Raw genomic sequence first — 22017 nt, 5'->3', positions numbered from 1 at the left:
GAAAATAGGAAGGGGCGTATATACATGAAATACGAATATGGCGAATTAATTTCAACTTCAACACAAAAAGTCGGACAAGATTTAAATAAATTATTTACTAATTTATTAAATGGCCATCTTAAACTTGAAGGTCAACCAGTACTACTTCCAAGTGAGCTAGATCTCGAACTAAAAGTTAGATATAAGATAACTCCAGAAGATGACGCATTTTCTGTTGAAATATCATGGGAAAAACCAAACCCAGAAGAAAACTTAGAAGACGATTAATATATCTTAAAGGGGGCTGCTCCCCCTTTATTAGATTGTAGAGGAGATGGATTTATTTGGAGAACATTAATTCCGAACCAATTTCTGAAGTTCTTAAGTTTTATCCTATTGAGGTTTTATCTATAAAAAATAATTCCTATAAAGGTAAAAAAGGTGTTTGGTTTATTAAAAGCTCAAGTGGTTTGAAGGTATTAAAAAAAATATCCAATTCAGAGGCCACCTTAAAATTCTTACTATCTGCTGTAAATTATCTTGTAAATAACGGCATAAATATACCACAAGTTAATAAAACAATAAATGGTGATGAATACGTTAAATACAATGGAGTGTGCTTCATTCTTTCAGATGCAGTAGATGGCAAAGCTCCAGATTATAATAATTCAAAGGAATTAGCAGCCATAGTAGAAGGTCTTGCAGCTTTTCATAGGGCATCTATAGGTTTTAAGGTTCTCAGCGAAACAAAGCCAAAAAACCATCTAGGCACCTGGATAGAAGAATACAATTATCAACTTGAAGACATGAATAAATTCTATAAAGAAGAACTTACAAAGACACAAAGTAATGAAATAGGTAAGTTAGTAAAAGGTGATTTCCCTTATTTTTATGAAAGAGGTCAAAGAGCTATTGAGGGCTTAAAAAAGGGTGAATATGCTGCTTGGGTTAATAAAATTAAAGACATTGGAGGTCTATGTCATCAAGACTTTGCTTCTGGAAACTTAATTATGACTTCTTCAAAATTCTATATTTTAGACACAGATTCTTTAACCTTAGAAATACCAGCAAGAGATATAAGAAAAATACTAAATAAGATACTAAAAAAACATGGCAGATGGGATATAGCCCTTGTTACAAAGATATTAAAGTATTATCAGCGTAGAAATCCACTATCTAAGGAGGAGTGGCAGGTAGTTAAATATGATTTAATGTTTCCTCATCTTTTCCTTGGAGCAATGAACAAATTTTATTATCAAAGAGATAAGGAATGGTCTATTGAAAGCTATACTAAAAAAATTAGAGATATGTATTCCTTTGAAAAAACTATTGATCCGTTATTAAATAATTTTAATATGATAATTGAAGAAGTAGTTCATAATTAGCACAGCAAAGGAGGGAAAAAATTTGGCTAACAGCTTAAATGAAAGTTCTATTCAGCTTATTAACTTAGCGAAAGAAGTATTAAAAAATTATAATATTATTCCTAATGATATTTCAATTATTCAAAGCGGTACCATAAAAACCGTTTGGAAGATCAAATATACCAATTCCCTATTATGTTTAAAAAGACTTAGGCAATCTTATGACAAATCCTCCTTTTCGGTAAATGCTCAAATTTATATAAAATCAAAGGGAGGAAATGTCCCAGGTATTTTATTAACAATAGACAAAAAGGCTATTCATCAGTATAAGGATGAACTTTTTGTCCTTTATGAGTGGATGGAGGGAAGGGAATTAAACTTCAATTACAATCCAGATTTAGCTTATGCCATTAAAGGCCTCGCAGCTTTTCACCTAGCTTCTAAAGGCTACGCTCCAGATGCATCTTATAGGATTTCTTCAAAAATAAACAAATGGCCTAATCAATATGAATCCATGGGAAATAAGCTAAAAAAATGGAAGGAGGATGCTTATAATAAAAAGTCCTCGAACCCCTATTTCTCCTATATTAAAGCAGTTGATTCCATGCTAGATCTCAGTGATAATGCTCAAAGACTAATTGCAGCCTCCCACTATAATGAATTATCAGCAAATAATGAGTCTCAGGTGCTCTGTCACCAGGATTATGGCACAGGAAATGCACTGCTTGGTAAAAACGGTGTTATAATACTGGATTTGGATGGTGTAACCTTAGATTTTCCAATGAGAGATTTAAGAAAATTAATATTTAAATATGAAGAACCACTTGGAAAATGGCAAAGTAAAATGTTAAGCGATATTTTGGATTGGTACTCAGAGATTAATCCACTATCTAAAGATGAAAAGGAACTTTTATATATTGATTTACTATTTCCTCACCGCTTTTATGGTCTAGTAAAAAATATTTTTATTAGTGAAAAGCCGATAAAAGCCTCAGATATTGAAAGAATTGCTATTTTTGAGGAGTCAAAACTTAAGCTGTTAAAGGAATTATTATAAAGGTGGTGACAGCATTGAACGTAGCATTTATTTGTACTGAAAAACTTCCAGTTCCACCTGTGGATGGTGGAGCAATTCAAATATACATTGAAGGTGTTTTGCCCTATTTAAAAGATCATCACAAAATTACAGTGTTTTGTATAAGCAGTGCTAAGCTTCCAGATAGAGAAATTAAGGATGGAGTAAGATATATCAGAGTCCCTGGAGGCAGTCAACCAGAATATATAGCAAATGTAATAAATGCCATGGATAGCTCTTATGATTTAATTCAAATTTTTAATAGACCAAAATGGGTATTGGACATTAGAGAGAGATTTCCGAACACTAAAATTAGCTTAAGCCTTCATAATGAAATGTTTGAGCCTAAAAAAATAAATCCCCCTAGCGCTGCAAAATGTATTGAAACTGTAGAATATATAAATACCGTTAGTAAATTTATTGCAGGAGGGGTAACAGCGTTATATCCTGAAGCCAGAGATAAACTTAATGTAATTTATTCAGGGGCAGATATAGAAAAATATAAACCTAATTGGTCTAGAGAAGGTCTTGCTAATAAGACAAATCTAAAAATGAAGTATAATATACAAAATTGCAAGGTAGTTCTATTTGTAGGAAGATTAAGTGAGAAAAAAGGAGTCCACGTTCTGCTTAAAGCTATGAAAGATATTATGAACATGTATCCAAGAGTTGCTTTAGTTATTGTTGGAAGCAAATGGTTTGGCGGCAACAAGGTTGATGATTATACAAGATCCTTAATCACTATTTCCAAAGAATTAACTGGCCCTATAGTATTTACTGGCTTCCTGCCTCCTTCTGAGGTTTATGCACATTATAATATGGCCGATATTTTTGTATGTCCTTCACAATGGAGAGAGCCTTTAGCAAGAGTTCATTATGAAGCTATGGCTTCAGGTATTCCTATAATAACTACTAACAGAGGTGGAAATGCTGAGGTGGTTTCCGGCCTTGGCAACGGATATGTTATAGATGATTATACTAACCCCCTTGTTTTTGTAAAATATATCGATTACCTCCTAAAAAACCCAGATATAGCTATGCAGATTGGTCAAAAAGGAAGAAGGTTAGCTGAAGAAAAGCACGGCTGGGATAAGGTAGCCCTAAATGTACTAAATGCCATAAACAGTGTACAAAAGTAAAGAAATTAAGAGACTGCGAAGATGGCAGTAAAGGGGGCTTTATATGAATATTTCAGTAATAGGCACTGGATACGTTGGGCTTGTTACAGGAGCATGCTTAGCAGAACTAGGCATAAAGGTACTTTGTATGGATACTGATAAAGATAAAATAAATAAACTAACAAAAGGTATTATCCCAATTTATGAACCAGGTTTAAATAATATAGTTATTAATAATTCAATAAATGAGAGACTAAGCTTTACTACATCCATAAAGGGAGCATTAGATTTTGCAGATATTATTTTTATAGCGGTTGGTACTCCTACAAAAGATGATGATTCTGCTGATTTAAAATACGTATTTGAAGCAATAATAGAGATTGCAAGCTTAATGAATTGTTATAAAATTATAGTAACCAAAAGTACTGTTCCCGTTAAAACTGGCCAGAAAATTAAATTATTAATAAAAAATATTCTAATAAATAGAAACATTAACCTTGAATATGATGTTATTTCCAATCCTGAGTTTTTAAGAGAAGGAACTGCCATAGAAGATTTCTTAAAACCTGATAGAATAGTAGTTGGCGGAGAAAATAAAAGTGCACTTGCCATTATGAGAAAAATATATGAGCCACTTATTAAAGGTGGAATACCCTTTATTGAAACGAATCTTGAAACCTCTGAATTAATAAAATATGCCTCTAATGCCTTCTTAGCAGCTAAAATAAGTTTTATTAATGAAATTGCTAACATGTGCGAGCTCGTGAGTGCCGACGTTACAGTGGTTGCTAAGGCTATGGGTCTAGATAACAGAATTGGACCTAAGTTTTTAAATGCAGGACCGGGTTACGGAGGAAGCTGTTTTCCAAAAGATACTAGAGCACTCTTAACTACAGGTAAGCAAATTGGCTATATACCTCAAATAGTAAAGGCTGCAGTGGAAGTAAATCATAATCAAATAAAGATAATCCTTGATAAGATTACGAAAACCATAGGTTTAATTGAAGACAAAAATATTACAATATTAGGTCTTTCCTTTAAACCAGAAACAGATGATATTAGGGAAGCTCCATCTATACCAATAATTAAGACTTTACTGGAATTAAACGCATCTATTAAAGTGTATGATCCTCAGGCTATGGGAAATGTAAAACATGATTATCCAAGTCTTAACATTGAGTACTGCAGTGATTTATACTCGGCTTCCATTAATAGTGATGCAATAATTCTTATTACAGAATGGGAAGAATTTAAGAATATTGATTTTAGTAAGCTTAATAAAATTGTTAAAAATCATATTTTTATTGACCTTAGAAATGTTTATGACCCAAGCATAATAAAGGCCTATGGGTTTATTTATGAGGGAGTTGGGCGATTATGAAAACCGTATTAGTTACTGGCGGCTCAGGCTTCATTGGTTCAAACCTTTGTGAAAGGTTATTAGTTCTTGGCTATAATGTAATCAACTTAGATAATTTCAATGATTATTATAGTCCTTTAATAAAAATAAAAAATATAAAAAATGCTTTAGAAAATAAAAATTACAAGGTTATTGACGGAGACATTCTAGACAAAAATCTCTTAACCTCTATTTTCAATCTTAATAGGGTAGATATAATTATTCACTTGGCTGCATTAGCGGGTGTAAGAAGGTCTCTAAATAATCCTCTTGAATATATTGACGTGGATATAAAAGGAACTGTAAACCTATTAGAGTGTGCAAGGAAATATAACACTAAAAAGTTTATATTTGCTTCCTCATCCTCAGTTTACGGCCACAATTTTTTACCTTTTAAAGAAACTGACACAACTCAATCACAAATTTCTCCCTATGCCGCAGCTAAAGCTTCCGGTGAACTATTCTGCAAAACCTTTAATAATCTATACGGCATTCCTATAGTCTGTTTAAGGTTTTTTACAGTTTATGGTCCAAGGCAAAGACCTGAAATGGCAATATATAATTTTACAAGCAGGATTTCAGAAGGAAGAGCTATAAGTATATTCGGCAATGGAACAAGTTCCAGAGACTACACTTATATAGATGATATTCTAGACGGTATTGTAAGTTCTATAGACTTAAATTGCAGCTTTGAAATCTTTAATCTAGGAAACTCAAGCCCTACTAATATTGAATATTTAGTTACCCTTATTGAAGAAAACTTAGGAAAAAAGGCATTAATAGATTATACCTTAATGCAGTTAGGAGACGTTCCTCATACCTTTTCAGATATTTCCAAGGCTCAAAGCCTTCTTAATTATTCTCCAAAGGTTTCAATTGAAAAAGGAATTGAAGAATTTATTAATTGGTTTAAAATTGAAAACAAATAATCTTTAATATATAAATGCAATCAAAAAAGCGAAAATATATAAAATATCTTTCATGAACAGATGACTGTATCATATTTTATATATTTTCGTTAAATTTTTTTAGAATTATTTTAAAAACCCTTTATTTTCTAATAGCCTCTGAAATTGCCTTAACTGCAAAAACAGGCAGCTTCAACTGTCTTTTCCATCTTGAAGGATTGGATATTAGGCGATAAAGCCATTCCAAGTTGAGCTTCTGCCAAATATCCGGTGCACGTTTAACCTTTCCTGAAATTACATCAAGGCTTCCTCCAACTCCAAGTGTAATTTTTGAGGTAAGTCTACCTTTATATTTATAAATCCACTTATCAGCAAAGGGAGCTCCAAGAGCTACTATGAGAAAGTCAGGCCTTAAAGCCTCTATTTCCTCTATTATCTTTAATTCTTCCTCACCCTTAAAATATCCATTATGTCTTCCTAAAAGCTTAATATTAGGATAGTTTTTCATAATTTTTTCTGAAGCTTCCTTATTTACTTCCTCAGAGGAACCTAAGAAATAAAAAGATAAGCCCTTTTCATTTCCAAGTTTTAAAAGCTCCAAAAGCAATTCATAGCCTGTCACCCTTTCAGGTAGGGGCTCCCTTTTTAATTTCGAAGCTAAAATTATTCCTATACCATCAGCAGTTATTAAATCAGCATCAAGTGATATCTTTTTAAGCTCTGCATCTTTTTCTATATCAAGTGCAATTTCAGGATTAGCCGTTATTATATGATAGGTTTTACCTATATTTTCACTAAGCTTTTTATCAATAAGCTCAACAGTTTCTTTTAAGCTCCTATTAGAAAAATCTATTCCTAAAATTTTTACGCTTTTATCCATAATGTACCTGCCTTATTTTAACCCTATTGTATTCCTCGTATAATCTCTTTATAAGATATTCCACTTCTTAAACTTTTATATTAAAGCTAAATTATTATTAATCATTCAGTCCTTAGCCTTGCAATGCCTTCTTTAACTTCCTCTAAAGGTAAGTTTCCATTTTCTAAAGCTTCTTCTGATCTTTCTAAAAGCCTTTCATAGAAGTTAACTCCCTCTGCTACTATATATTCTTCGTTGTCAGTGTCCTCTAGAAGGTCAAAGAGTATATCCTCTGCCTTATCATATTTATTTACAAGCTCATAGTAGTTAAACAAAAGCAGGCTGCTTTCCTTCGGCAGCTCATATTCTTCTACTTCATTTACAATTTCATCTATTATTTTCTCGCCCTGCTCTATTAAGTCGCTATCTAGCAGAACTGCTTTAATATAAATATTAAGGCTTTTTAGATATATATTAAAGCTTTTTATTTCCTCACCTTCAGCTTTGTACATGTCCCCATCAAGCTTTAAAAGCTGAGCCAGAATTACAAACTTTAAGGCCTCAGAAGATTCATAAGCACCTACAAGTTTCATTAAATCCTTATAGGAAAGGCTTTCTGAAAGCCCGGAATTTAAGCCTAAAAGCCTTTTAAAGGCTTCATTTACCATTTCCCTGCTTTCCTCTAGCTGCTTATTATCATTAGATTTTAAAACCTTTGTTATTAGCTCAGAAAGTTCCTTCAATTTTGTAGTTAAGTAATCATTTTTTATCATTTATTACACCATCCGACTTTGTTTATTAAAAGCTTTCTTAGAAGTTATTATATCCTTTAACATAATAATTGCAACAATTATATCAATAATCAGCCCAAATAATATGGCAGTATTGGCATTAAACTTTGAAATAATTACGCCAAAGATAGGTACGCCAACTACTCCAGAAAGCCCAATTATAGATTCTGCTATACTCATACAGCTGGCCTTATATTTAGCTGGTGCAAGCTCATAAATATAGGTTTTATAGGATGCTGCAGAAAGGCCATAGGCAAAGCCTGAAAATATACCCATAATAATTACAGCAAAGGCATTATTAAATATTAAAATTACGGTTAGCCTTACAATTTGAAGTAAAAAGGCAGCAAAGATTAATGTTTTTCCATGATATTTCTTAAGCAGACTGACAGTTAAGAAAAAGGTAATTATCTCTGGTGATGCATCAAAGAAATAAGAAAGGCCCAAGCTCAATGGACCCCCGCCATAGTCAGAAAGAAGAATCCCTAGATAACTGTATATACCCCTCATAACAAAGGTGTACATAAACATTATAATAATCATAATAAGGATGGGCTTTATTTTAAAAACCTCACTTAAAGCTTCCTTAAAGGTTACTGCTTCAACATTTAAAACCTTTTCTTTATCAATATTGGGATTAAAGTCTTTAAGCATAAGTATTAAGATCAGGGTTAGGATTACTATGAGTGTAATATACCAGCTATAAATATGCCAGCCAAACTTGCTTAATAAGAAGCCTATAACAATAGCAGAAAAGCCGTAACCTATTGACCCGAAGCCCCTTATTTTACCAAAGTTATTTTGTTTACCATAGATTTTAAGAGTATTTAATATCCATGCCTCTGAAATAGAATTTGTACCTACCACGAAAAATCCCCAGATAAACAGCAATGTATAAAAGTGCCAGCTTACCTTGGCCAAATTAATTGCTATACCTACTAATACTCCCATACTTATTGTAATAAGCATTATAGCTTTCGTCCTTTTTAATTTATCTACAAGATAGCCAATAAAAGTCTGTCCTATTAGTGCAGCTAAGGTATATATAGAAGCCATAATACTTATTTCCTGCTTAGAAAACCCAAGCTGAGTAACATACATAGTATACATACCTGTAACACTTAGCACCATTCCCCAGTACACAAACATAAACATTCTAAATCTATTAATGTACCTTTCTATAAAAACCCCCCCTAGTATTCCTCTGTACTAGGTAACCTGTACTCGCAGCTTCCAATCAGCTAGGTTACCCATAAAAGTCCATTTAGGACTTTTATCTGAACATAAGCTTTATCAATACTTATACACCTAACTGTATTGAACATAGTACAAGTATATCATAGTTTAGAACCCTTTTACTATGTCTCTTAACACATTTATTCTGCCATTACCTTGCTTATGAGCTTATCTAAATAAACAGATTTCATCTGCTTACTAGCCATAGCCTGTTTTATTGGTGGCAGCTTTAATATAGTAGAGAGTACAGCTGCCATAGCACGATGACTTCCAAAGGCTTGATTATCAAAGATTAAATTTTGCAGAGTTCCATTTTCTATAGCCATAAGTACTAGTCTATGTACTGAATTTACTGGAGTTATAATTTTTTCCTGTCTTCTTTCTAGAAAAAGACTATTTTTATGGCAGGATCTTACACATACTCCGCAGCCAAGACATATATCCTCGTTTATCTTTACAACCTTTTTCATTCCTCCAAGTCCATTTTCTATTTCCTTGGTTTCAATTGCATTAATAGGGCAAGCCTTAACACAGCTTCCACAATTAATACAGTTTTCTGTGTTTACCTTAGGAATATATGCGGTAGTTTGAACAGGATGCAGCATACCAAATTTTTTAGCAGCAAGCATTGCCTCACAGCAGCAGCCACAGCAGTTGCATATAAAACTCACATCTTCTCTTACATTTTCACCGCATTGTACTAAATTATGTTCATAAGCCTTATGTAAAAGCTCCAAGCCCTCAGATGCATCAACCTTTCTAGCATAACTATGCTTTATAAGTGATGAGGCCGTTCCATTAAAGGTCATGCATATATCTAAAGGTGCATCACAGGCCTTTCCTACATGATACATCTTATGCCGACAGTAGCAAGTACTTATTCCAATATGAGAGGCCTCCTTAATTATATGACTTGCTCTTTCAAAGTCTAGAATTTCCACTTTATTTTCATTTGAAAGTACTTCTTCCTGTACAAAAACTCTTCCAAGCCTCGTTTCAGTTCCGAGAAAAAGCTGCTTTACAAAGTCTTCTTCAACATTTAAATATTGATAATATAGCTCACCTAAGAGCTTTTGATCTATATCATGCCTTGTTCTCATCATGGAAAACTCAAAAAAACCTGCCATTGGAGGAGGAAGCACGTACTCTGACACTCCATTATGTTCCATATCTAAAAGTATGGCTCTGCTTGAAAGCTCCTGAAGTATTCTTTCTGTGGAAGCTTCATCCATTTTCCATACTCTGCTTGCAGTCTTTACGGTAAACGGTTTTATTGGAAGCTGAGCTACAAGGGATGCCTCTTTTTCTGAAAATAATAACCCTAGTATTTTATATAAGGTTTCAGAAGGGGGTGCTCCCTGAGGAAATCTGTTTATTCTTTCCTCTAGACTTTTGTAAGCCTCTTTTCCTACAATATGAGACATATTTTCACCACCAATTCTTATTTCCTTTGAATATATCATACAATCTACATTATGTAAATATTTTACTTATCATGTAATTTCCTTATATATTATTCTAAACTTTAATTACTATACCCATTAATGTAGATAGAGTAATAGCCTGGGCAGGTGTTACAATAACTCCGTATACATCCTCAATTCTTGCTGATAAGCCATCAATCTCACAAGTACATAAATCTATGCCACTAAGTTTAGTCCCAGATAATTGACATTGAATTAAATCCGTATTTCTAAATTCAACTTTAGAAAGCTTGCTTTCCTGAAAATCAGAAAACCTCAACTTACAATTAATAAATAGAACTTGCTTACAATCTGAGAATTTTAAAAATGCATACTGTCCATTACACTCTTCAAAAATCACATTCCTTAGTGTAGCATCGCTTAAATTAATACCAACAAGCTTACAATTTATAAATTCAACCCTATGTATTGTAGACTCTCTAAAATCAACATTTGATAAATCGCAGTTTTCGAATCTAAGGTCTATTAGCTCTGCATTTTGAAGGGATACCTCCGCGAATATAACATTTTTAAATGATATTTCTTTAAAAGAAACGCCTTCAGCTTTACAATTTTCAATGTAACAATCTTTAACAATTCCTTCTGAAAATGAACTGTCCTTTGCCATATCTTGCTGTGATATATCCATTAATAATAAATTATTTGAAAACTTAGGCCTTAATATTTTTATATTATTTCCCATATTACTACTCCACCTATCATTTACTGCATTAATATAAGGGAGCAGCTCTAGTAAACTTGCTCCCTTAAACATATTATTATTTAACTAGGCTTAATATTAACAATCAAGTGCTGCACTTGTTTCTTTTAGCTGATTAATTATCTTAAGGTGCTGAGGACATTTAGCTTCGCAGGCTCCACACTCTACGCAGGCATCAGCTGGTTTACCTGTTTTATTCCCTAGAACCTTTAATTTGCTGTATTCTTCTTTTGCATAGTCCTTTAACCCATAAACCCTATTGTAGTTCATCAGCTTAAAAATATGCGGAATGTTTAATCCTTGCGGGCATGGCATGCAGTAATTACATCCCGTACAATATAGCTCTGATAGCCTCTTATTTTCTTCCAGCATTTCTTCTACCTTTTTTAATTCTTCTAAAGTAAGCACTCCTGGTATAGAAGCTACTGCTGCATTTTCTTCTACCATTTCTATAGTGCTCATTCCAGATAAGGCTAAAGATACGTTTTGGTTAGCCAAAACAAATCTTAGTGCCATTTCTGCAGTGCTCTTTGTCTTACCCTTAAGCATCTCTTGAATTACTGCTGATGGTGCACCAAGCCTGCCACCGCCAACAGGACCCATAATTGCAGTTCCAAGGCCTTTTTCATGGGCATATTCAATAGCTTTTTCATTTGCCCTATCTAATAGATTATATTGACATAGAACAGTCTCGAAATATCCTGTATCAATTATCTTTATCATGTTTTCTGGTTTGTCGTGAAAGGAAAAGGATAAATGTTTTATAAGTCCCTGTTCCTTCGCTTTTAGAGCAGCCTGCAGCGGACCATCAGGTATATTTATTTTTTCCTCATATGTCTTTAAGCTTATTCCCCACATATGGTAAAAATCTATATAATCAGTATCCAATTTTCTTAATGATTTTTCTAATCTTTCTAAAAAGTGCTCTCCTGAGGCATCTTCAATTGGATTTTTAGTTGATAAATAAACCTTATCCCTGCAGCCCTTTAAGGCTTTTCCAACTGTTATTTCACTTAGTCCGTCGCAGTAATACGGAGCAGTGTCCACGTAATTCACGCCAAGCTCAAGAGCTCTATGAATTACAGGTATAGCCTTATCTTCATCAATAGATTTTTTACCATCAACCTCTATCATTGGAAGCCTCATTGCTCCAAAACCTAAGGTAGAAACCTTGATTCCTGTTTTTCCAAATTCTCTATAAATCATTTTATGCCCCCCCAAATTCCATACTTAAACAATATAATTTTATCACTATATTAATAACCAGTGAACTATATTATATAAATAATACTTGCAAATTTAAAAAATAAATCGCATAATAAATATATAGAAAATGAAATTAATTATCAAATATTAATTATTTTCAAAACTTTATTAATAAAGGAGTTAGGCATTATGGACAAAATTATAATAAGCAATGAAGCCTCGGAAGAGTTTAAAGCTTTTCTAGATGAGAATGACATACATGATTACAAAATAAGAATTGAATTCGCAGGTTTAGCTTGTAGTGGTCCTTCCTTTAATATTGCTGAAGGTGTGAAGGAGGAAGATGATATAGTTCAAGAAGTAAACGGGATTACATTTTATGTTAAACCTTCCATCATAGATGAATATGGCTTACTAACCATTTTATCAACTGAAGAAAATGAAGGCAGAGGAATGACACTTAGACCATTACTTGAATTTGAGGGCGGATGCAGCGGCTGTTCTGGCTGTCATTAAAAAGTTTTTACGAGCTATTGGCACTTTATCTTTAGACAAAGCTTTAAAATAGTTTAAGAAATATAGAAGTTTTTAAAGGAAGTCGTTTGACTTCCTTTATTTCTTTTTTAATATTTTATGACTATTAAATTAAAATGAAAGCTTTAATCTCAAATATATTGCCGCAAAATCTGATATTGTACTAATCCATGTTTTTTTTGTTCTTTAAAAGCTTACATATTCTTTTCAAATTTACACAATCTAGTTTTATCTATATAAATAAGGATGTGATCTCATATGGATGTAAACAATGTTCAAAGAAAAGTAATTGAAAAAATATATGGAAAAATAAGTCCCTTTGAATTTAAAAACAAGCTAATTAGTCTTGCGGAAGGTCAAAAGGAAAAAAGTGCTCATGCACTGCTTGATGCAGGCCGTGGAAACCCTAATTGGACAGCTTCAACACCTAGAGAAGCTTTTTTTACCTTTGGCTTATTTGCTGTAGAAGAAACAAAAAGAATATGGCAAAATGGTGATTTAGCTGGGATGCCAAAAAAACAAGGGATAAGCGACAGGTTTTTTAATTATATAGAAGAGCATTCAGATCTTCCGGGAAACAAGCTTTTAAAGTTCATAATAGACTATGGGATTAATACCTTAGGCTTTAATGCAGATAATTGGGTTCATGAATTATGTGATGGAATTATAGGAGATAATTACCCCGTACCCGATAGAATGCTTATACATATAGAAAAAGTGGTTCATAAATATCTTGTTCAAGAGCTGCGTTATAATAGCTTAGCTGAGGATGATTTTCATATATTTGCAGTTGAAGGAGCAACCGCAGCAATGTGCTATATATTTGACACCATGATAGCCAATGAACTCATTCAAAAGGGGGATAAAATAGCACTTATGGTTCCTATTTTTACTCCTTATCTGGAAATTCCTCTGCTTCCGCGATATAACTTTGAAGTTATTTTTATAAAGGCATCTGAGCTTACTGCAGATGGTACTCATACTTGGCAATATCCTAACTCAGAGCTGGATAAATTAAAAGATAAAAGTATAAAGGCGCTGTTTGCAGTTAATCCAAGTAACCCCCCTTCTGTAGCCATCAAGCCTGATTCAGCTAAATACCTTATAGATATTGTAAATAATCATAACCCTAATTTAATGGTTATTTCTGACGATGTATACAGCACCTTTGTAGATAATTATCGTTCTCTCATGGCTGACTTGCCCTATAACACTATAGGTGTTTATTCCTATTCAAAATACTTTGGAGTGACAGGCTGGCGCCTTGGAACAATTGTTATTCATGAAAATAATATATTTGATAAGCTTATTAGGGAGCTACCTGAAGATATGACTGAAAAACTAAAGAAGCGCTACAGTGGAATATCTACAAATCCGGAAAACATCCCATTTATTGATAGGATTGTTGCAGACAGCAGGCAGGTAGCCCTTAATCATACAGCAGGATTATCTACTCCTCAGCAAGTTCAAATGTGCTTTTTCTCTGCCTTTGCACTATTAGATAAAGAAAACCTTTATAAAAAACTTACAAAGGAAATTTGCAGGAGGCGGCAAGAGCTGCTTTTCAAAGGACTAGGACTTGATCTAAGAAAAGATCCTTATGATGCTGCTTACTATACAGAATTTGACCTCCTTGAATGGGCCTCATTCTATTATGGTGAAGAATTTAGTAAATACCTTAATAATAATCATAAACCCGTTGAAATACTTTATCGTTTAGCAGAAGAATCTTCAATTGTATTACTTAGCGGAGGCGGCTTTCAAGGTCCTGAATGGTCCATAAGAATATCCCTAGCCAATCTAAATGACGAGGCCTACTCCAGAATAGGAGAAGTGCTTCACAAAATTTTAGAAGAGTATGTTGAAGATTGGAGAAAGTCAACTACAACCAGCTAAGCCTAAGACAAGTGGCAGAAAGAGCATTTTTTCTGCCACATCATTTTAATTTTCTTTTGGATTTCCTACTTTAATTCCAAACCAAACTACCTTACCGCACTCCTCAAACCCGCACTTTTTAGCAAGACCTGGAGACATATTGTTTCTTTCTATTATATGTAAAAAGGGTATTTTGCCCTGCAAAATATGCTTTGCTGCTAAATCAACAGTAACATCTTCAGCATAGCCCATCCTTCTATGCTCTTTCTTTGTATACATTATACCTAAGGAATTGTCATCATGGGTAACCGCCCAAGAGACCAATTCTCCATTTTTATACACCCCAGAGGAAGGCCTTTCTAAAATATCCTTTCTTATTTCCTCTAAGCTATCAGGCCCTTGAAACTCATAAAAACCATTGATAGTTTCAGCATCCTTAACATCAATTGTCCTTACTTCATTCTTTATACTTTCTAAATTAAGATTTTCCTTCGGTAGATAGTAAAGTGTACAAGGGTTATCCCAATCTATTACTTTGTATCTATCCTTAATTTTATCAGCTATGGATTTTTCAATGGCAGAAAATCCATAATATCCATCTTTGTTGAAGCTTTCCATTATTTTTTCTAGAAAATTATCTTCCTTAGAATATATGTAATGAAAATATCCGTTATCCACAACTATACCTTTTGGGTTTTCCACATTATCAACAAATATCTTAGCTTTGGGTTCATTTTCAATAATTCCCATAATATTTAAATTTATTAGCAAGTCCTTTTTTAAGAAATCCACAATAGCTTTTGAATTTTGCGTAAGTATTAGCATTTTAAATCTTTTTCTCCTTCCATTTACCTTTATTAAAATAAAAAATTATTATTACAGCTTCAATAACCACTGACAATCCAATTGAAGCCCATACGCCGTTTGTGCCCATGTTAAAACCTAATGCAAGTAAATACGCTAAAGGCAATTTCATAATAACATTTGCAGTAATAGATGAAATCATAGGCGGAAATGTATCCCCTGCTCCCTGAAATACTCCACCATATATGGTTGGGAAAATAACAAAAATTACCCCAAGGTAAACTATTCTTAAATAGTGCACTCCTTCATTTATAACATTAAAATCCTTTGTAAATAATTTCATCATCAAATTAGGAAAAATAAAATATGGCAATGCAAATATAAGCATATTTATTACTGCAAGCCTCATTCCTTCTTTAATTATATTGTCACAAGCTTCCTTATCTCCTCTTCCTAGACTTTGTCCAACCATTATGGCTATTGCAGTGGAAAGTCCTACAAGAAATATGAAGGTATAGTTAAATACATTGCCCCCGGCACCAAAACCTGCAGATGCATCCTTTCCTCCTACTTCATATACAAGCCTTACCATAAGCATTCCTGTTAATGGTCTTGCAAGTTGTTGAATACAAGCCCATCCTCCTATTTTAAATATCTTTATGCTGCTTTTAGCTTCAAGTCTCATACTTTTTAAAAATACTTTCAAACTGCCCTCATAAAGCTTCTTTATTAGATAGTAATTAATTAACATAAAAGAAAAAATTGAAGATAAAACTGCAGCAAGTGCTGCTCCCCTAATTCCAAGTTTAAAAATAAAAATTAGAAGCGGTGCTAATGCCATATTAAGTATGTTTGAGGCGCCAAAAACATAAAGTGGTGTTTTTGTATCCCCCAAGGCCTGCATTATAGTTCTCAAAGCTGAATTTAAAAACACAAAAATAGTACCTAAAAATAAAATGGATATATAATTATAGGACAATTCCAAAATTACAGCATCCGGATTATACAATAAAATTACCAAAGGTTTTGTAAAAGCAAAACATATTATGCTAAGTGCTCCTCCAATTACGGCCGAAAGCAAAAAGGATTCTGAGCTGTACATGCTTACTTTCCCCATATTTCCTTCCCCATAGCTTCTAGTTACAAGTGCTATTGTGCCGGCTGAAACCAAGGTTGATAATACAAATACTACATTTATTGTTGTAAGTCCTAAGGAGGCTGCTGCAAGTTCATTGGTTCCAATCCTTGATATAAATATCATATCAACTGTTCCAAGCAAGCTTTGCAGTATCATTCCCAGCATTACTGGCCAGGAAAGTGTAAATATCTTCTTTAGGTCTGAGGTAAGCTTAAATTTAGTAATTAATTCACTCATAGAATATTAAACTCCTAATAAATTGCATAGCATATATATTCACCATTTATTTCAAATTTCCTCTTATTATTTCAGATTATAGTTATATGTATGTGGAATTTTATTTTTCTATTATTTCAACAAGTAAAATTATATCCTTTTATAGCCACAGATATTAGCGACGGATTTATGGTATAATTAATCTGTATTATTGCTAAAATATTGTAAACTATAGAGAACTTAATTAATTTGCAGGATTTTTATCTATATAAGAATAATTAATAATCGGATTAATGATAATTTGTGTAATTTGACTAAAGGAGTGACTAAGTTGGAATTTCTAACTTCTGGGCAAAAGGTTAAAAAGTTGAGAAAGCTGCTTAATATGAAACAACATGATCTTCAGGGAAAAAATGTTACTAGAGGACTTATTAGTCTAATAGAAGTTGATAAACGAGGTGTTTCCAGTGAAACTTCTCATGTGTTAGCAACCAAGTTTATAGAAAAGGCCACTAAAATAGGCATAGAAATTAAGATTGATGATGAATACTTTAAAAGAACTCCTGTTGAAGATGCAGAAAGGTATTGTATTGAAAAATTCAGAAAAAACCCTTCGCTGGTGGAACTAAATCTTATACTTGATATATCTGAGAAGTTTAGTCTAGAATCTATTCAGGCAGAAGCCCATAAGTTACTTGGTGATATATTTTATCAAAAAAGCTATTACGGCTATTCATTTGAACATTATTTAAGTTCAGTAACTATTTCTATAAAGCTTCAGTTAATGTCAACTCTTAGTTACTTATATAATAGAATGGGCATTTGCAAAACAAATATGCTAATGTACTTAGAATCTTTATTTTACTTAAACAAGGCATATTATTATTCATCATTATATAATGATTTATCTACTAAAATGAAAGTAGTTTATAACATGGGAAGGTCTTATAAAAAATTAGAGCGCTATGATGAAGCTATAAAGTATTTAAATGAATATGATTCTATATGTGATAAAAAGGGTGATTTTACAAGTTATGCTTATGGAAAAATACTAATTTCAAATTGCTATCGAAGAAAGAACATGTTTAATAAGGCCATATCAATCTATGATGAACTAATTAATCAATGTAGTGGTAAACATAATGATATTTTAGGCTATATATACAATAATTTAGGTGATATCTACTCAGAATTGAATAACTTTGATACAAGCTTGAATTATTTTGAGATGGCAGAGCGTATAAGAATTGACATAGACAAAAACAATTTACCTTATACCTATATCGATAAGGCTCGTGTATATTTGAAAATGGAAAACTTCACAGAAGCAAAAGACATTGTTAATATGAGCTTAGATCACATAAAGCAGAATCCTAATATGGAAGTGGAAGTATCAGCCTATTATATTCTGGCAGAGATATATTCCTATAAACAAGATTTTGAAAGTGTAAAAAGAGTACATCTCCATCTGGTTGAATTATTGAATGTAAAAGAAAAAAAATCAGAACTAATAAAGATATATTCAAAATTAGCTGAAATATATATGAATGAGCATGACTATACAATGTCGAAAAAATATTTAGAAATGATACGAAATACTTAATATAATAGTGTCATTTTATGCTATAATGATACTATTATATTAAGGGGTGAAAATAATGAATAAAAGGTTTTTTAAGTTTATGGGGATTTCGATTTCTGTTATAACGATAGCTATATCTCTTTTGCTAGCATATGCTCAACCCAATGAGCAAGATCCGCCTGGTCTTGGTACATTACAAGTACATATAAATAAGTAAGTATATAGTTTACCAAAAAGCTACAATATTTATTAAATATTGTAGCTTTTTGATTTTGTTTATGTTATTATTGTGTCATGGAACAAAATTACATAAGTGGTTATATGCAACTATAATTTCAACTACTCATACATACTAAGTAGTTATGATTGAACATGATAGAGCAGCAAATTCTACTTTTAATTCTCTATAAATGAATAATGTATAAGCATCAATAGTGCTATTATATTTATCATTCATATCGTTAGAAAATATTCATAAAATTAGCAGTGCTAAATCATCAAGTCTAAATATTTTGAAAAATATAATTTAATTTCAATTAAATGGCCGGTATTTAATTGAAATATATTTTAAACCCCATTAAAAATTCTTAAGAATACTTATCCTTAATTAGGGATTACAATGACAGAAATTAAGATAGTACACTTACCAAAAATAAATCGCAGGAACCCAAGAAATATTTTAATTTTAAGGAGGCTCAGTATGAAGCAATAAATCTATCATTTATGATAAAAAATACACATTTCACGACATATTATAAATTATTTACGACTAAATAAGCGCATTTCACGATATTGTACTGTTGTTATTGAAAATTTATACTATATTAACATTATATTACTAATAATTATTTGTTTTGAAGATTGGAGGGTAAATATGAAAAAAAGTATCATTGTTTTATTGCTAATTAATGTTATTTCACTTGTAGTTTTAAATATAATAAACTTTTTTGTATTTAATTCAATTATAACTATGTATTTATTTAATGGTATTTTTGTAATGCTAATATTTCTAAATCTATATCTTAGTAATAAAGGGAGTATAAAAACAAGACATATAATATTTAATATTATTTTTTTATTAATTGTTTTTTTTACTTTTTATTTCAATTTGCCTCAGTTTTCTTTTATACAAGCACAAAATATTATATTAAAAAATGAGCAGGCAAAAGAATTAAAATTACAGGATAAATTATTGGTAAACATTAAAATGATAAACAGCCCAAAATATTTTATTGGAAAAGCATATTTGATTTACACTAATGATAGAGAGGGGGAAAAGGTATATATATTTAATCCGATAAATGGCGAATATCATTTAATGAAATAAATATATTGGGGGAGCTCCATATGTTAAATACGAAAAAGATTCTATCTTTTTTTATCAGCTTAACATTAATTACTAGTATTTCTTTGCAGGCTTTTGCTAAGGAAAATTCAACTTCAGTAAAAACAAATTCTAAGATTGAAACATTAAAAATTAACTCAGATACAACTGCAACAATAGATAGTAGTGACACCAACACTAAAACAATCAAGGTATACATAAATGACAAACTAGATCAAACAGTTGTTGTTAATAATAATTCTGGAGATATTACTCTAACCAAATCTTCTGGTGATATTACGCATGATAAAATAAGTAATCACATCAAGACTGTAGATACCACCAAGACTAAAATGTCACCAACACCTAATATTTCAGCAAATGCAGTACAATCAAGTAATTTGGTGACACCCTTAGTTAACTATGGAGATGGTTATTCACTTATAAAAGATTATTATAGTTCTTATTACCAGATGAATGCTCATTTGTATTGGAAATATGAAAAAAGTTGGAGAGAATTGGCAAAAAGATTTTCATTTACTGCTGGAACAGCTGTAGGTGTAATAATAGGCGTATTAGTAGGATTTGTCACTGCTCCAGTTACAATAACAGCTATATTAATTGCTGCAGGTACAGGTGTGGCTGGTGGAGTAATAACAAATTATATAGATAGTAGCGTTTGCTTTGAATATAGGCGATGGAACTATCGAGTTAGATCAGACTCGGGTTACTTATGCCTAACTACATATCGAGACGATAAATGGGAAGTTGTTTACAATTATTTAAATTCAACAGAAAGCTATCTAAATGCAGGCTGGGGTGGCGGATTTGCAGGTACAGATACTGATATACTTGAAGCAGGCTGCCAGCAATATAGATTAACATTTGGATGGTAATAGTATAAATTAAAAAATTGAATTAGGTATATTATTTGCTATGTACACCCATTAATTGGGTGTATTTTTTTAATTAAAAAGGACGGTGATGAGTTTGGACAATACTATGCAGGAAATTTTAGAACGTATTGTAAGGATAGAAACTAAAATTTGATGGATATAACAATCTAAGGGAAAAATTAGATAATGCAGTGAAATCAAATGAAGTACAAGATGAAAAGATAAGCACATTAAGTATAAACTTAAATAAAATAACAGATGGTCAAACATGGATTTGGAGAACATTAGGAGGGACTATTCTTACTTTACGTCTTAAATGAATGTATGATTTTAATAAAAAGTCATACATTCATCAAAACACGTGAAGTATTGATAAAAAAAGGCTTATTGCTATTAATGTGATAAACCATTTTTTTATTTTTATTTTAAATGTAATATTTTCATGATATAATATAAAAACTTTACATTTAATTATAGGTGAAATAAATATTGTTATGGAACAATTAAGGAAAAAATGAAAGAGATTGACTGATGGCTAAATTTCAACTTAACACCGGATTAAGAATAAGTAATGTTTTTAAAGTTAAAGTAAGTGACATTTTAATGAAAAAGTTAAATTTTAATGATTATTTTGTGCCATATAATCAAAAAATAAAGAAAAGAAAATTAAACTATGGCTTTAAGACAGCTTAAAATAAATAGATTATAAATATCCTTATTTTAAGGTAAATCAAGGAGGAAAACAAATGAAATTAAAAAAATTATTATTGTCAGCCATCACCTTAGTCTTTATAATCTCTTTAAGTGGATGTGGTAAATCTACAAGTAATACTTCTGATACCCAAAAAAATGCTGCTACTAATAATCAAGGCAGTACTACTGCGGCTTATAAAAGTAAATATAGTGGCAAGAAGCCTATAGTTACTTTTGAAATGGAGGATGGAGTTAAAATTAAAGTAGAACTCTACCCTGACACAGCTCCTAAAACTGTAGATAACTTTGTTAGTCTAGTTCAGAAGGGCTTTTATGATGGACTTACTTTCCACAGGGTAATTCCAGACTTTATGATTCAAGGCGGAGACCCCGAAGGTACTGGTGCAGGTGGACCTGGATATACTATTCCTGGAGAATTTTCAAGTAATGGCTTTAACAATCCACTAAAACACACTAGAGGGGTTATTTCTATGGCTAGGACTGACCAACCAAATACTGCTGGTTCCCAGTTTTTTATTATGGTAAAGGATACACCTCAGCTTGATGGAGACTATGCTGCTTTTGGAAAGGTTACTGAAGGAATTGATGAGGTTGATAAAATAGTAAGTGTAAAAAGAGATGATCAAAATAAACCTCTTACTCCACAAAAAATGAAAAAAGTTACTGTGGAAATAAAATAACGAATTAAATTTTCTTTAAAAAACATTTAGACACTGAACTTAACAGAGAACGCTGAAGATTACTGGAATTTTTCAAAAAATCAGCAATCTCAGTGCCTTATGCAAGTTCAGTGTCTAATTTTTATCTAATTAAAT

22 protein-coding genes are annotated in these 22017 nt (G+C 31.9%); 14 read left to right on the top strand and 8 right to left on the bottom strand.

What is annotated here, in order from left to right:
* Nucleotides 1-24 precede the first annotated feature (24 nt).
* The 6 genes from ACJDUG_RS12250 to ACJDUG_RS12225 are packed head-to-tail and all read left to right on the top strand — an operon-like array spanning nucleotide 25 to nucleotide 5864.
* On the top strand, nucleotides 25-267 hold the full coding sequence (locus tag ACJDUG_RS12250) for a hypothetical protein (protein ID WP_406770163.1): 243 nt from the start codon (nucleotides 25-27) through the stop codon (nucleotides 265-267).
* 56 nt (nucleotides 268-323) lie between these two features.
* Nucleotides 324-1364 (top strand): CotS family spore coat protein, encoded by a 1041-nt coding sequence (locus tag ACJDUG_RS12245; RefSeq protein WP_406770162.1) that lies wholly within the window; start codon nucleotides 324-326, stop codon nucleotides 1362-1364.
* Between the two features lie 22 nt (nucleotides 1365-1386).
* A complete protein-coding gene (locus ACJDUG_RS12240) occupies nucleotides 1387-2400 on the top strand; it encodes a CotS family spore coat protein (protein ID WP_406770161.1) in 1014 nt (337 codons plus the stop codon).
* A gap of 14 nt (nucleotides 2401-2414) precedes the next feature.
* Nucleotides 2415-3557, top strand: a complete 1143-nt coding sequence (locus tag ACJDUG_RS12235) for a glycosyltransferase family 4 protein (RefSeq protein ID WP_406770160.1) — start codon at nucleotides 2415-2417, stop codon at nucleotides 3555-3557.
* A gap of 43 nt (nucleotides 3558-3600) precedes the next feature.
* Nucleotides 3601-4917, top strand: coding sequence for a UDP-glucose dehydrogenase family protein (locus ACJDUG_RS12230; protein WP_406770159.1), 1317 nt, complete (start codon nucleotides 3601-3603; stop codon nucleotides 4915-4917).
* Nucleotides 4914-5864, top strand: coding sequence for an SDR family NAD(P)-dependent oxidoreductase (locus ACJDUG_RS12225; RefSeq protein WP_406770158.1), 951 nt, complete (start codon nucleotides 4914-4916; stop codon nucleotides 5862-5864). Before ACJDUG_RS12230 ends, ACJDUG_RS12225 begins: the two co-directional genes overlap by 4 nt.
* A 121-nt stretch (nucleotides 5865-5985) precedes the next feature.
* Here ACJDUG_RS12225 and ACJDUG_RS12220 read toward each other — a convergent pair whose 3' ends face one another.
* The 6 genes from ACJDUG_RS12220 to ACJDUG_RS12195 all read right to left on the bottom strand — a co-directional run bounded on the left by ACJDUG_RS12220 (nucleotide 5986) and on the right by ACJDUG_RS12195 (nucleotide 12119).
* On the bottom strand, nucleotides 5986-6723 hold the full coding sequence (locus ACJDUG_RS12220; protein ID WP_406770157.1) for a WecB/TagA/CpsF family glycosyltransferase: 738 nt from the start codon (nucleotides 6721-6723) through the stop codon (nucleotides 5986-5988).
* 101 nt (nucleotides 6724-6824) lie between these two features.
* Nucleotides 6825-7475: a DUF6483 family protein gene (locus ACJDUG_RS12215; RefSeq protein ID WP_406770156.1), complete on the bottom strand. Its 651-nt coding sequence runs from the start codon at nucleotides 7473-7475 to the stop codon at nucleotides 6825-6827.
* A gap of 3 nt (nucleotides 7476-7478) precedes the next feature.
* Complete coding sequence (locus tag ACJDUG_RS12210; RefSeq protein ID WP_406770155.1) at nucleotides 7479-8642, bottom strand: MFS transporter; 1164 nt, start codon at nucleotides 8640-8642, stop codon at nucleotides 7479-7481.
* A gap of 227 nt (nucleotides 8643-8869) precedes the next feature.
* Entirely contained in the window at nucleotides 8870-10153 is a 1284-nt protein-coding gene (locus ACJDUG_RS12205; protein ID WP_406770154.1) for a 4Fe-4S dicluster domain-containing protein, read from the bottom strand.
* Nucleotides 10154-10247: 94 nt separating this feature from the next.
* The gene (locus ACJDUG_RS12200; protein WP_406770153.1) at nucleotides 10248-10967 is read right to left on the bottom strand and encodes a pentapeptide repeat-containing protein; all 720 of its coding nucleotides are present in this window, start codon (nucleotides 10965-10967) and stop codon (nucleotides 10248-10250) included.
* 24 nt (nucleotides 10968-10991) lie between these two features.
* The gene (locus ACJDUG_RS12195; RefSeq protein ID WP_406770152.1) at nucleotides 10992-12119 is read right to left on the bottom strand and encodes an aldo/keto reductase; all 1128 of its coding nucleotides are present in this window, start codon (nucleotides 12117-12119) and stop codon (nucleotides 10992-10994) included.
* Nucleotides 12120-12308: 189 nt separating this feature from the next.
* Here ACJDUG_RS12195 and ACJDUG_RS12190 point away from each other — a divergent pair, with 189 nt between their 5' ends.
* On the top strand, nucleotides 12309-12635 hold the full coding sequence (locus ACJDUG_RS12190) for a HesB-like protein (RefSeq protein ID WP_406770151.1): 327 nt from the start codon (nucleotides 12309-12311) through the stop codon (nucleotides 12633-12635).
* 276 nt (nucleotides 12636-12911) lie between these two features.
* Entirely contained in the window at nucleotides 12912-14549 is a 1638-nt protein-coding gene (gene aspD / locus ACJDUG_RS12185) for an aspartate 4-decarboxylase (protein WP_406770150.1), read from the top strand.
* A 45-nt stretch (nucleotides 14550-14594) separates the two neighbouring features.
* Here aspD and ACJDUG_RS12180 read toward each other — a convergent pair whose 3' ends face one another.
* Together ACJDUG_RS12180 and ACJDUG_RS12175 are read right to left on the bottom strand one after the other, a co-directional pair.
* Nucleotides 14595-15353: a GNAT family N-acetyltransferase gene (locus ACJDUG_RS12180; RefSeq protein ID WP_406770149.1), complete on the bottom strand. Its 759-nt coding sequence runs from the start codon at nucleotides 15351-15353 to the stop codon at nucleotides 14595-14597.
* Between the two features lies 1 nt (nucleotide 15354).
* Nucleotides 15355-16707 (bottom strand): MATE family efflux transporter, encoded by a 1353-nt coding sequence (locus ACJDUG_RS12175; protein ID WP_406770148.1) that lies wholly within the window; start codon nucleotides 16705-16707, stop codon nucleotides 15355-15357.
* Nucleotides 16708-17017: 310 nt separating this feature from the next.
* Here ACJDUG_RS12175 and ACJDUG_RS12170 point away from each other — a divergent pair, with 310 nt between their 5' ends.
* The 6 genes from ACJDUG_RS12170 to ACJDUG_RS12145 all read left to right on the top strand — a co-directional run bounded on the left by ACJDUG_RS12170 (nucleotide 17018) and on the right by ACJDUG_RS12145 (nucleotide 21882).
* Nucleotides 17018-18289 carry a tetratricopeptide repeat protein gene (locus ACJDUG_RS12170; protein ID WP_406770147.1) on the top strand — a complete coding sequence of 424 codons (1272 nt, stop codon included), beginning with the start codon at nucleotides 17018-17020 and terminating at the stop codon, nucleotides 18287-18289.
* Nucleotides 18290-19142: 853 nt separating this feature from the next.
* Nucleotides 19143-19595 carry a hypothetical protein gene (locus ACJDUG_RS12165; RefSeq protein WP_406770146.1) on the top strand — a complete coding sequence of 151 codons (453 nt, stop codon included), beginning with the start codon at nucleotides 19143-19145 and terminating at the stop codon, nucleotides 19593-19595.
* Between the two features lie 20 nt (nucleotides 19596-19615).
* Nucleotides 19616-20488, top strand: a complete 873-nt coding sequence (locus ACJDUG_RS12160) for a hypothetical protein (protein ID WP_406770145.1) — start codon at nucleotides 19616-19618, stop codon at nucleotides 20486-20488.
* A 191-nt stretch (nucleotides 20489-20679) separates the two neighbouring features.
* Nucleotides 20680-20808, top strand: a complete 129-nt coding sequence (locus ACJDUG_RS12155; RefSeq protein WP_406770144.1) for a hypothetical protein — start codon at nucleotides 20680-20682, stop codon at nucleotides 20806-20808.
* 211 nt (nucleotides 20809-21019) lie between these two features.
* Nucleotides 21020-21181: a hypothetical protein gene (locus ACJDUG_RS12150; protein ID WP_406770143.1), complete on the top strand. Its 162-nt coding sequence runs from the start codon at nucleotides 21020-21022 to the stop codon at nucleotides 21179-21181.
* Nucleotides 21182-21420: 239 nt separating this feature from the next.
* Complete coding sequence (locus tag ACJDUG_RS12145) at nucleotides 21421-21882, top strand: peptidylprolyl isomerase (RefSeq protein WP_406770173.1); 462 nt, start codon at nucleotides 21421-21423, stop codon at nucleotides 21880-21882.
* Nucleotides 21883-22017: the final 135 nt, after the last annotated feature.

The sequence above is a fragment of the Candidatus Clostridium stratigraminis genome (genome assembly GCF_045310675.1).
GTDB lineage: Bacteria > Bacillota > Clostridia > Clostridiales > Clostridiaceae > Clostridium_AT > Clostridium_AT stratigraminis.
This window is presented reverse-complemented; position numbering and strand designations above follow the sequence as displayed.

Excerpts from the sequence above, each read along its gene's own strand:
- ACJDUG_RS12250 (WP_406770163.1), top strand. The coding sequence starts at position 25 with ATGAAATACGAATATGGCGAATTAATTTCAACTTCAACACAAAAAGTC.
- ACJDUG_RS12230 (WP_406770159.1), top strand. The coding sequence starts at position 3,601 with ATGAATATTTCAGTAATAGGCACTGGATACGTTGGGCTTGTTACAGGA.
- ACJDUG_RS12225 (WP_406770158.1), top strand. The coding sequence starts at position 4,914 with ATGAAAACCGTATTAGTTACTGGCGGCTCAGGCTTCATTGGTTCAAAC.
- ACJDUG_RS12220 (WP_406770157.1), bottom strand. The coding sequence starts at position 6,723 with ATGGATAAAAGCGTAAAAATTTTAGGAATAGATTTTTCTAATAGGAGC.
- ACJDUG_RS12215 (WP_406770156.1), bottom strand. The coding sequence starts at position 7,475 with ATGATAAAAAATGATTACTTAACTACAAAATTGAAGGAACTTTCTGAG.
- ACJDUG_RS12210 (WP_406770155.1), bottom strand. The coding sequence starts at position 8,642 with ATGTTTGTGTACTGGGGAATGGTGCTAAGTGTTACAGGTATGTATACT.
- ACJDUG_RS12205 (WP_406770154.1), bottom strand. The coding sequence starts at position 10,153 with ATGTCTCATATTGTAGGAAAAGAGGCTTACAAAAGTCTAGAGGAAAGA.
- ACJDUG_RS12200 (WP_406770153.1), bottom strand. The coding sequence starts at position 10,967 with ATGTTTAAGGGAGCAAGTTTACTAGAGCTGCTCCCTTATATTAATGCA.
- ACJDUG_RS12195 (WP_406770152.1), bottom strand. The coding sequence starts at position 12,119 with ATGATTTATAGAGAATTTGGAAAAACAGGAATCAAGGTTTCTACCTTA.
- ACJDUG_RS12190 (WP_406770151.1), top strand. The coding sequence starts at position 12,309 with ATGGACAAAATTATAATAAGCAATGAAGCCTCGGAAGAGTTTAAAGCT.
- aspD (WP_406770150.1), top strand. The coding sequence starts at position 12,912 with ATGGATGTAAACAATGTTCAAAGAAAAGTAATTGAAAAAATATATGGA.
- ACJDUG_RS12180 (WP_406770149.1), bottom strand. The coding sequence starts at position 15,353 with ATGCTAATACTTACGCAAAATTCAAAAGCTATTGTGGATTTCTTAAAA.
- ACJDUG_RS12175 (WP_406770148.1), bottom strand. The coding sequence starts at position 16,707 with ATGAGTGAATTAATTACTAAATTTAAGCTTACCTCAGACCTAAAGAAG.
- ACJDUG_RS12165 (WP_406770146.1), top strand. The coding sequence starts at position 19,143 with ATGAAAAAAAGTATCATTGTTTTATTGCTAATTAATGTTATTTCACTT.
- ACJDUG_RS12160 (WP_406770145.1), top strand. The coding sequence starts at position 19,616 with ATGTTAAATACGAAAAAGATTCTATCTTTTTTTATCAGCTTAACATTA.
- ACJDUG_RS12150 (WP_406770143.1), top strand. The coding sequence starts at position 21,020 with ATGGCTAAATTTCAACTTAACACCGGATTAAGAATAAGTAATGTTTTT.
- ACJDUG_RS12145 (WP_406770173.1), top strand. The coding sequence starts at position 21,421 with ATGGAGGATGGAGTTAAAATTAAAGTAGAACTCTACCCTGACACAGCT.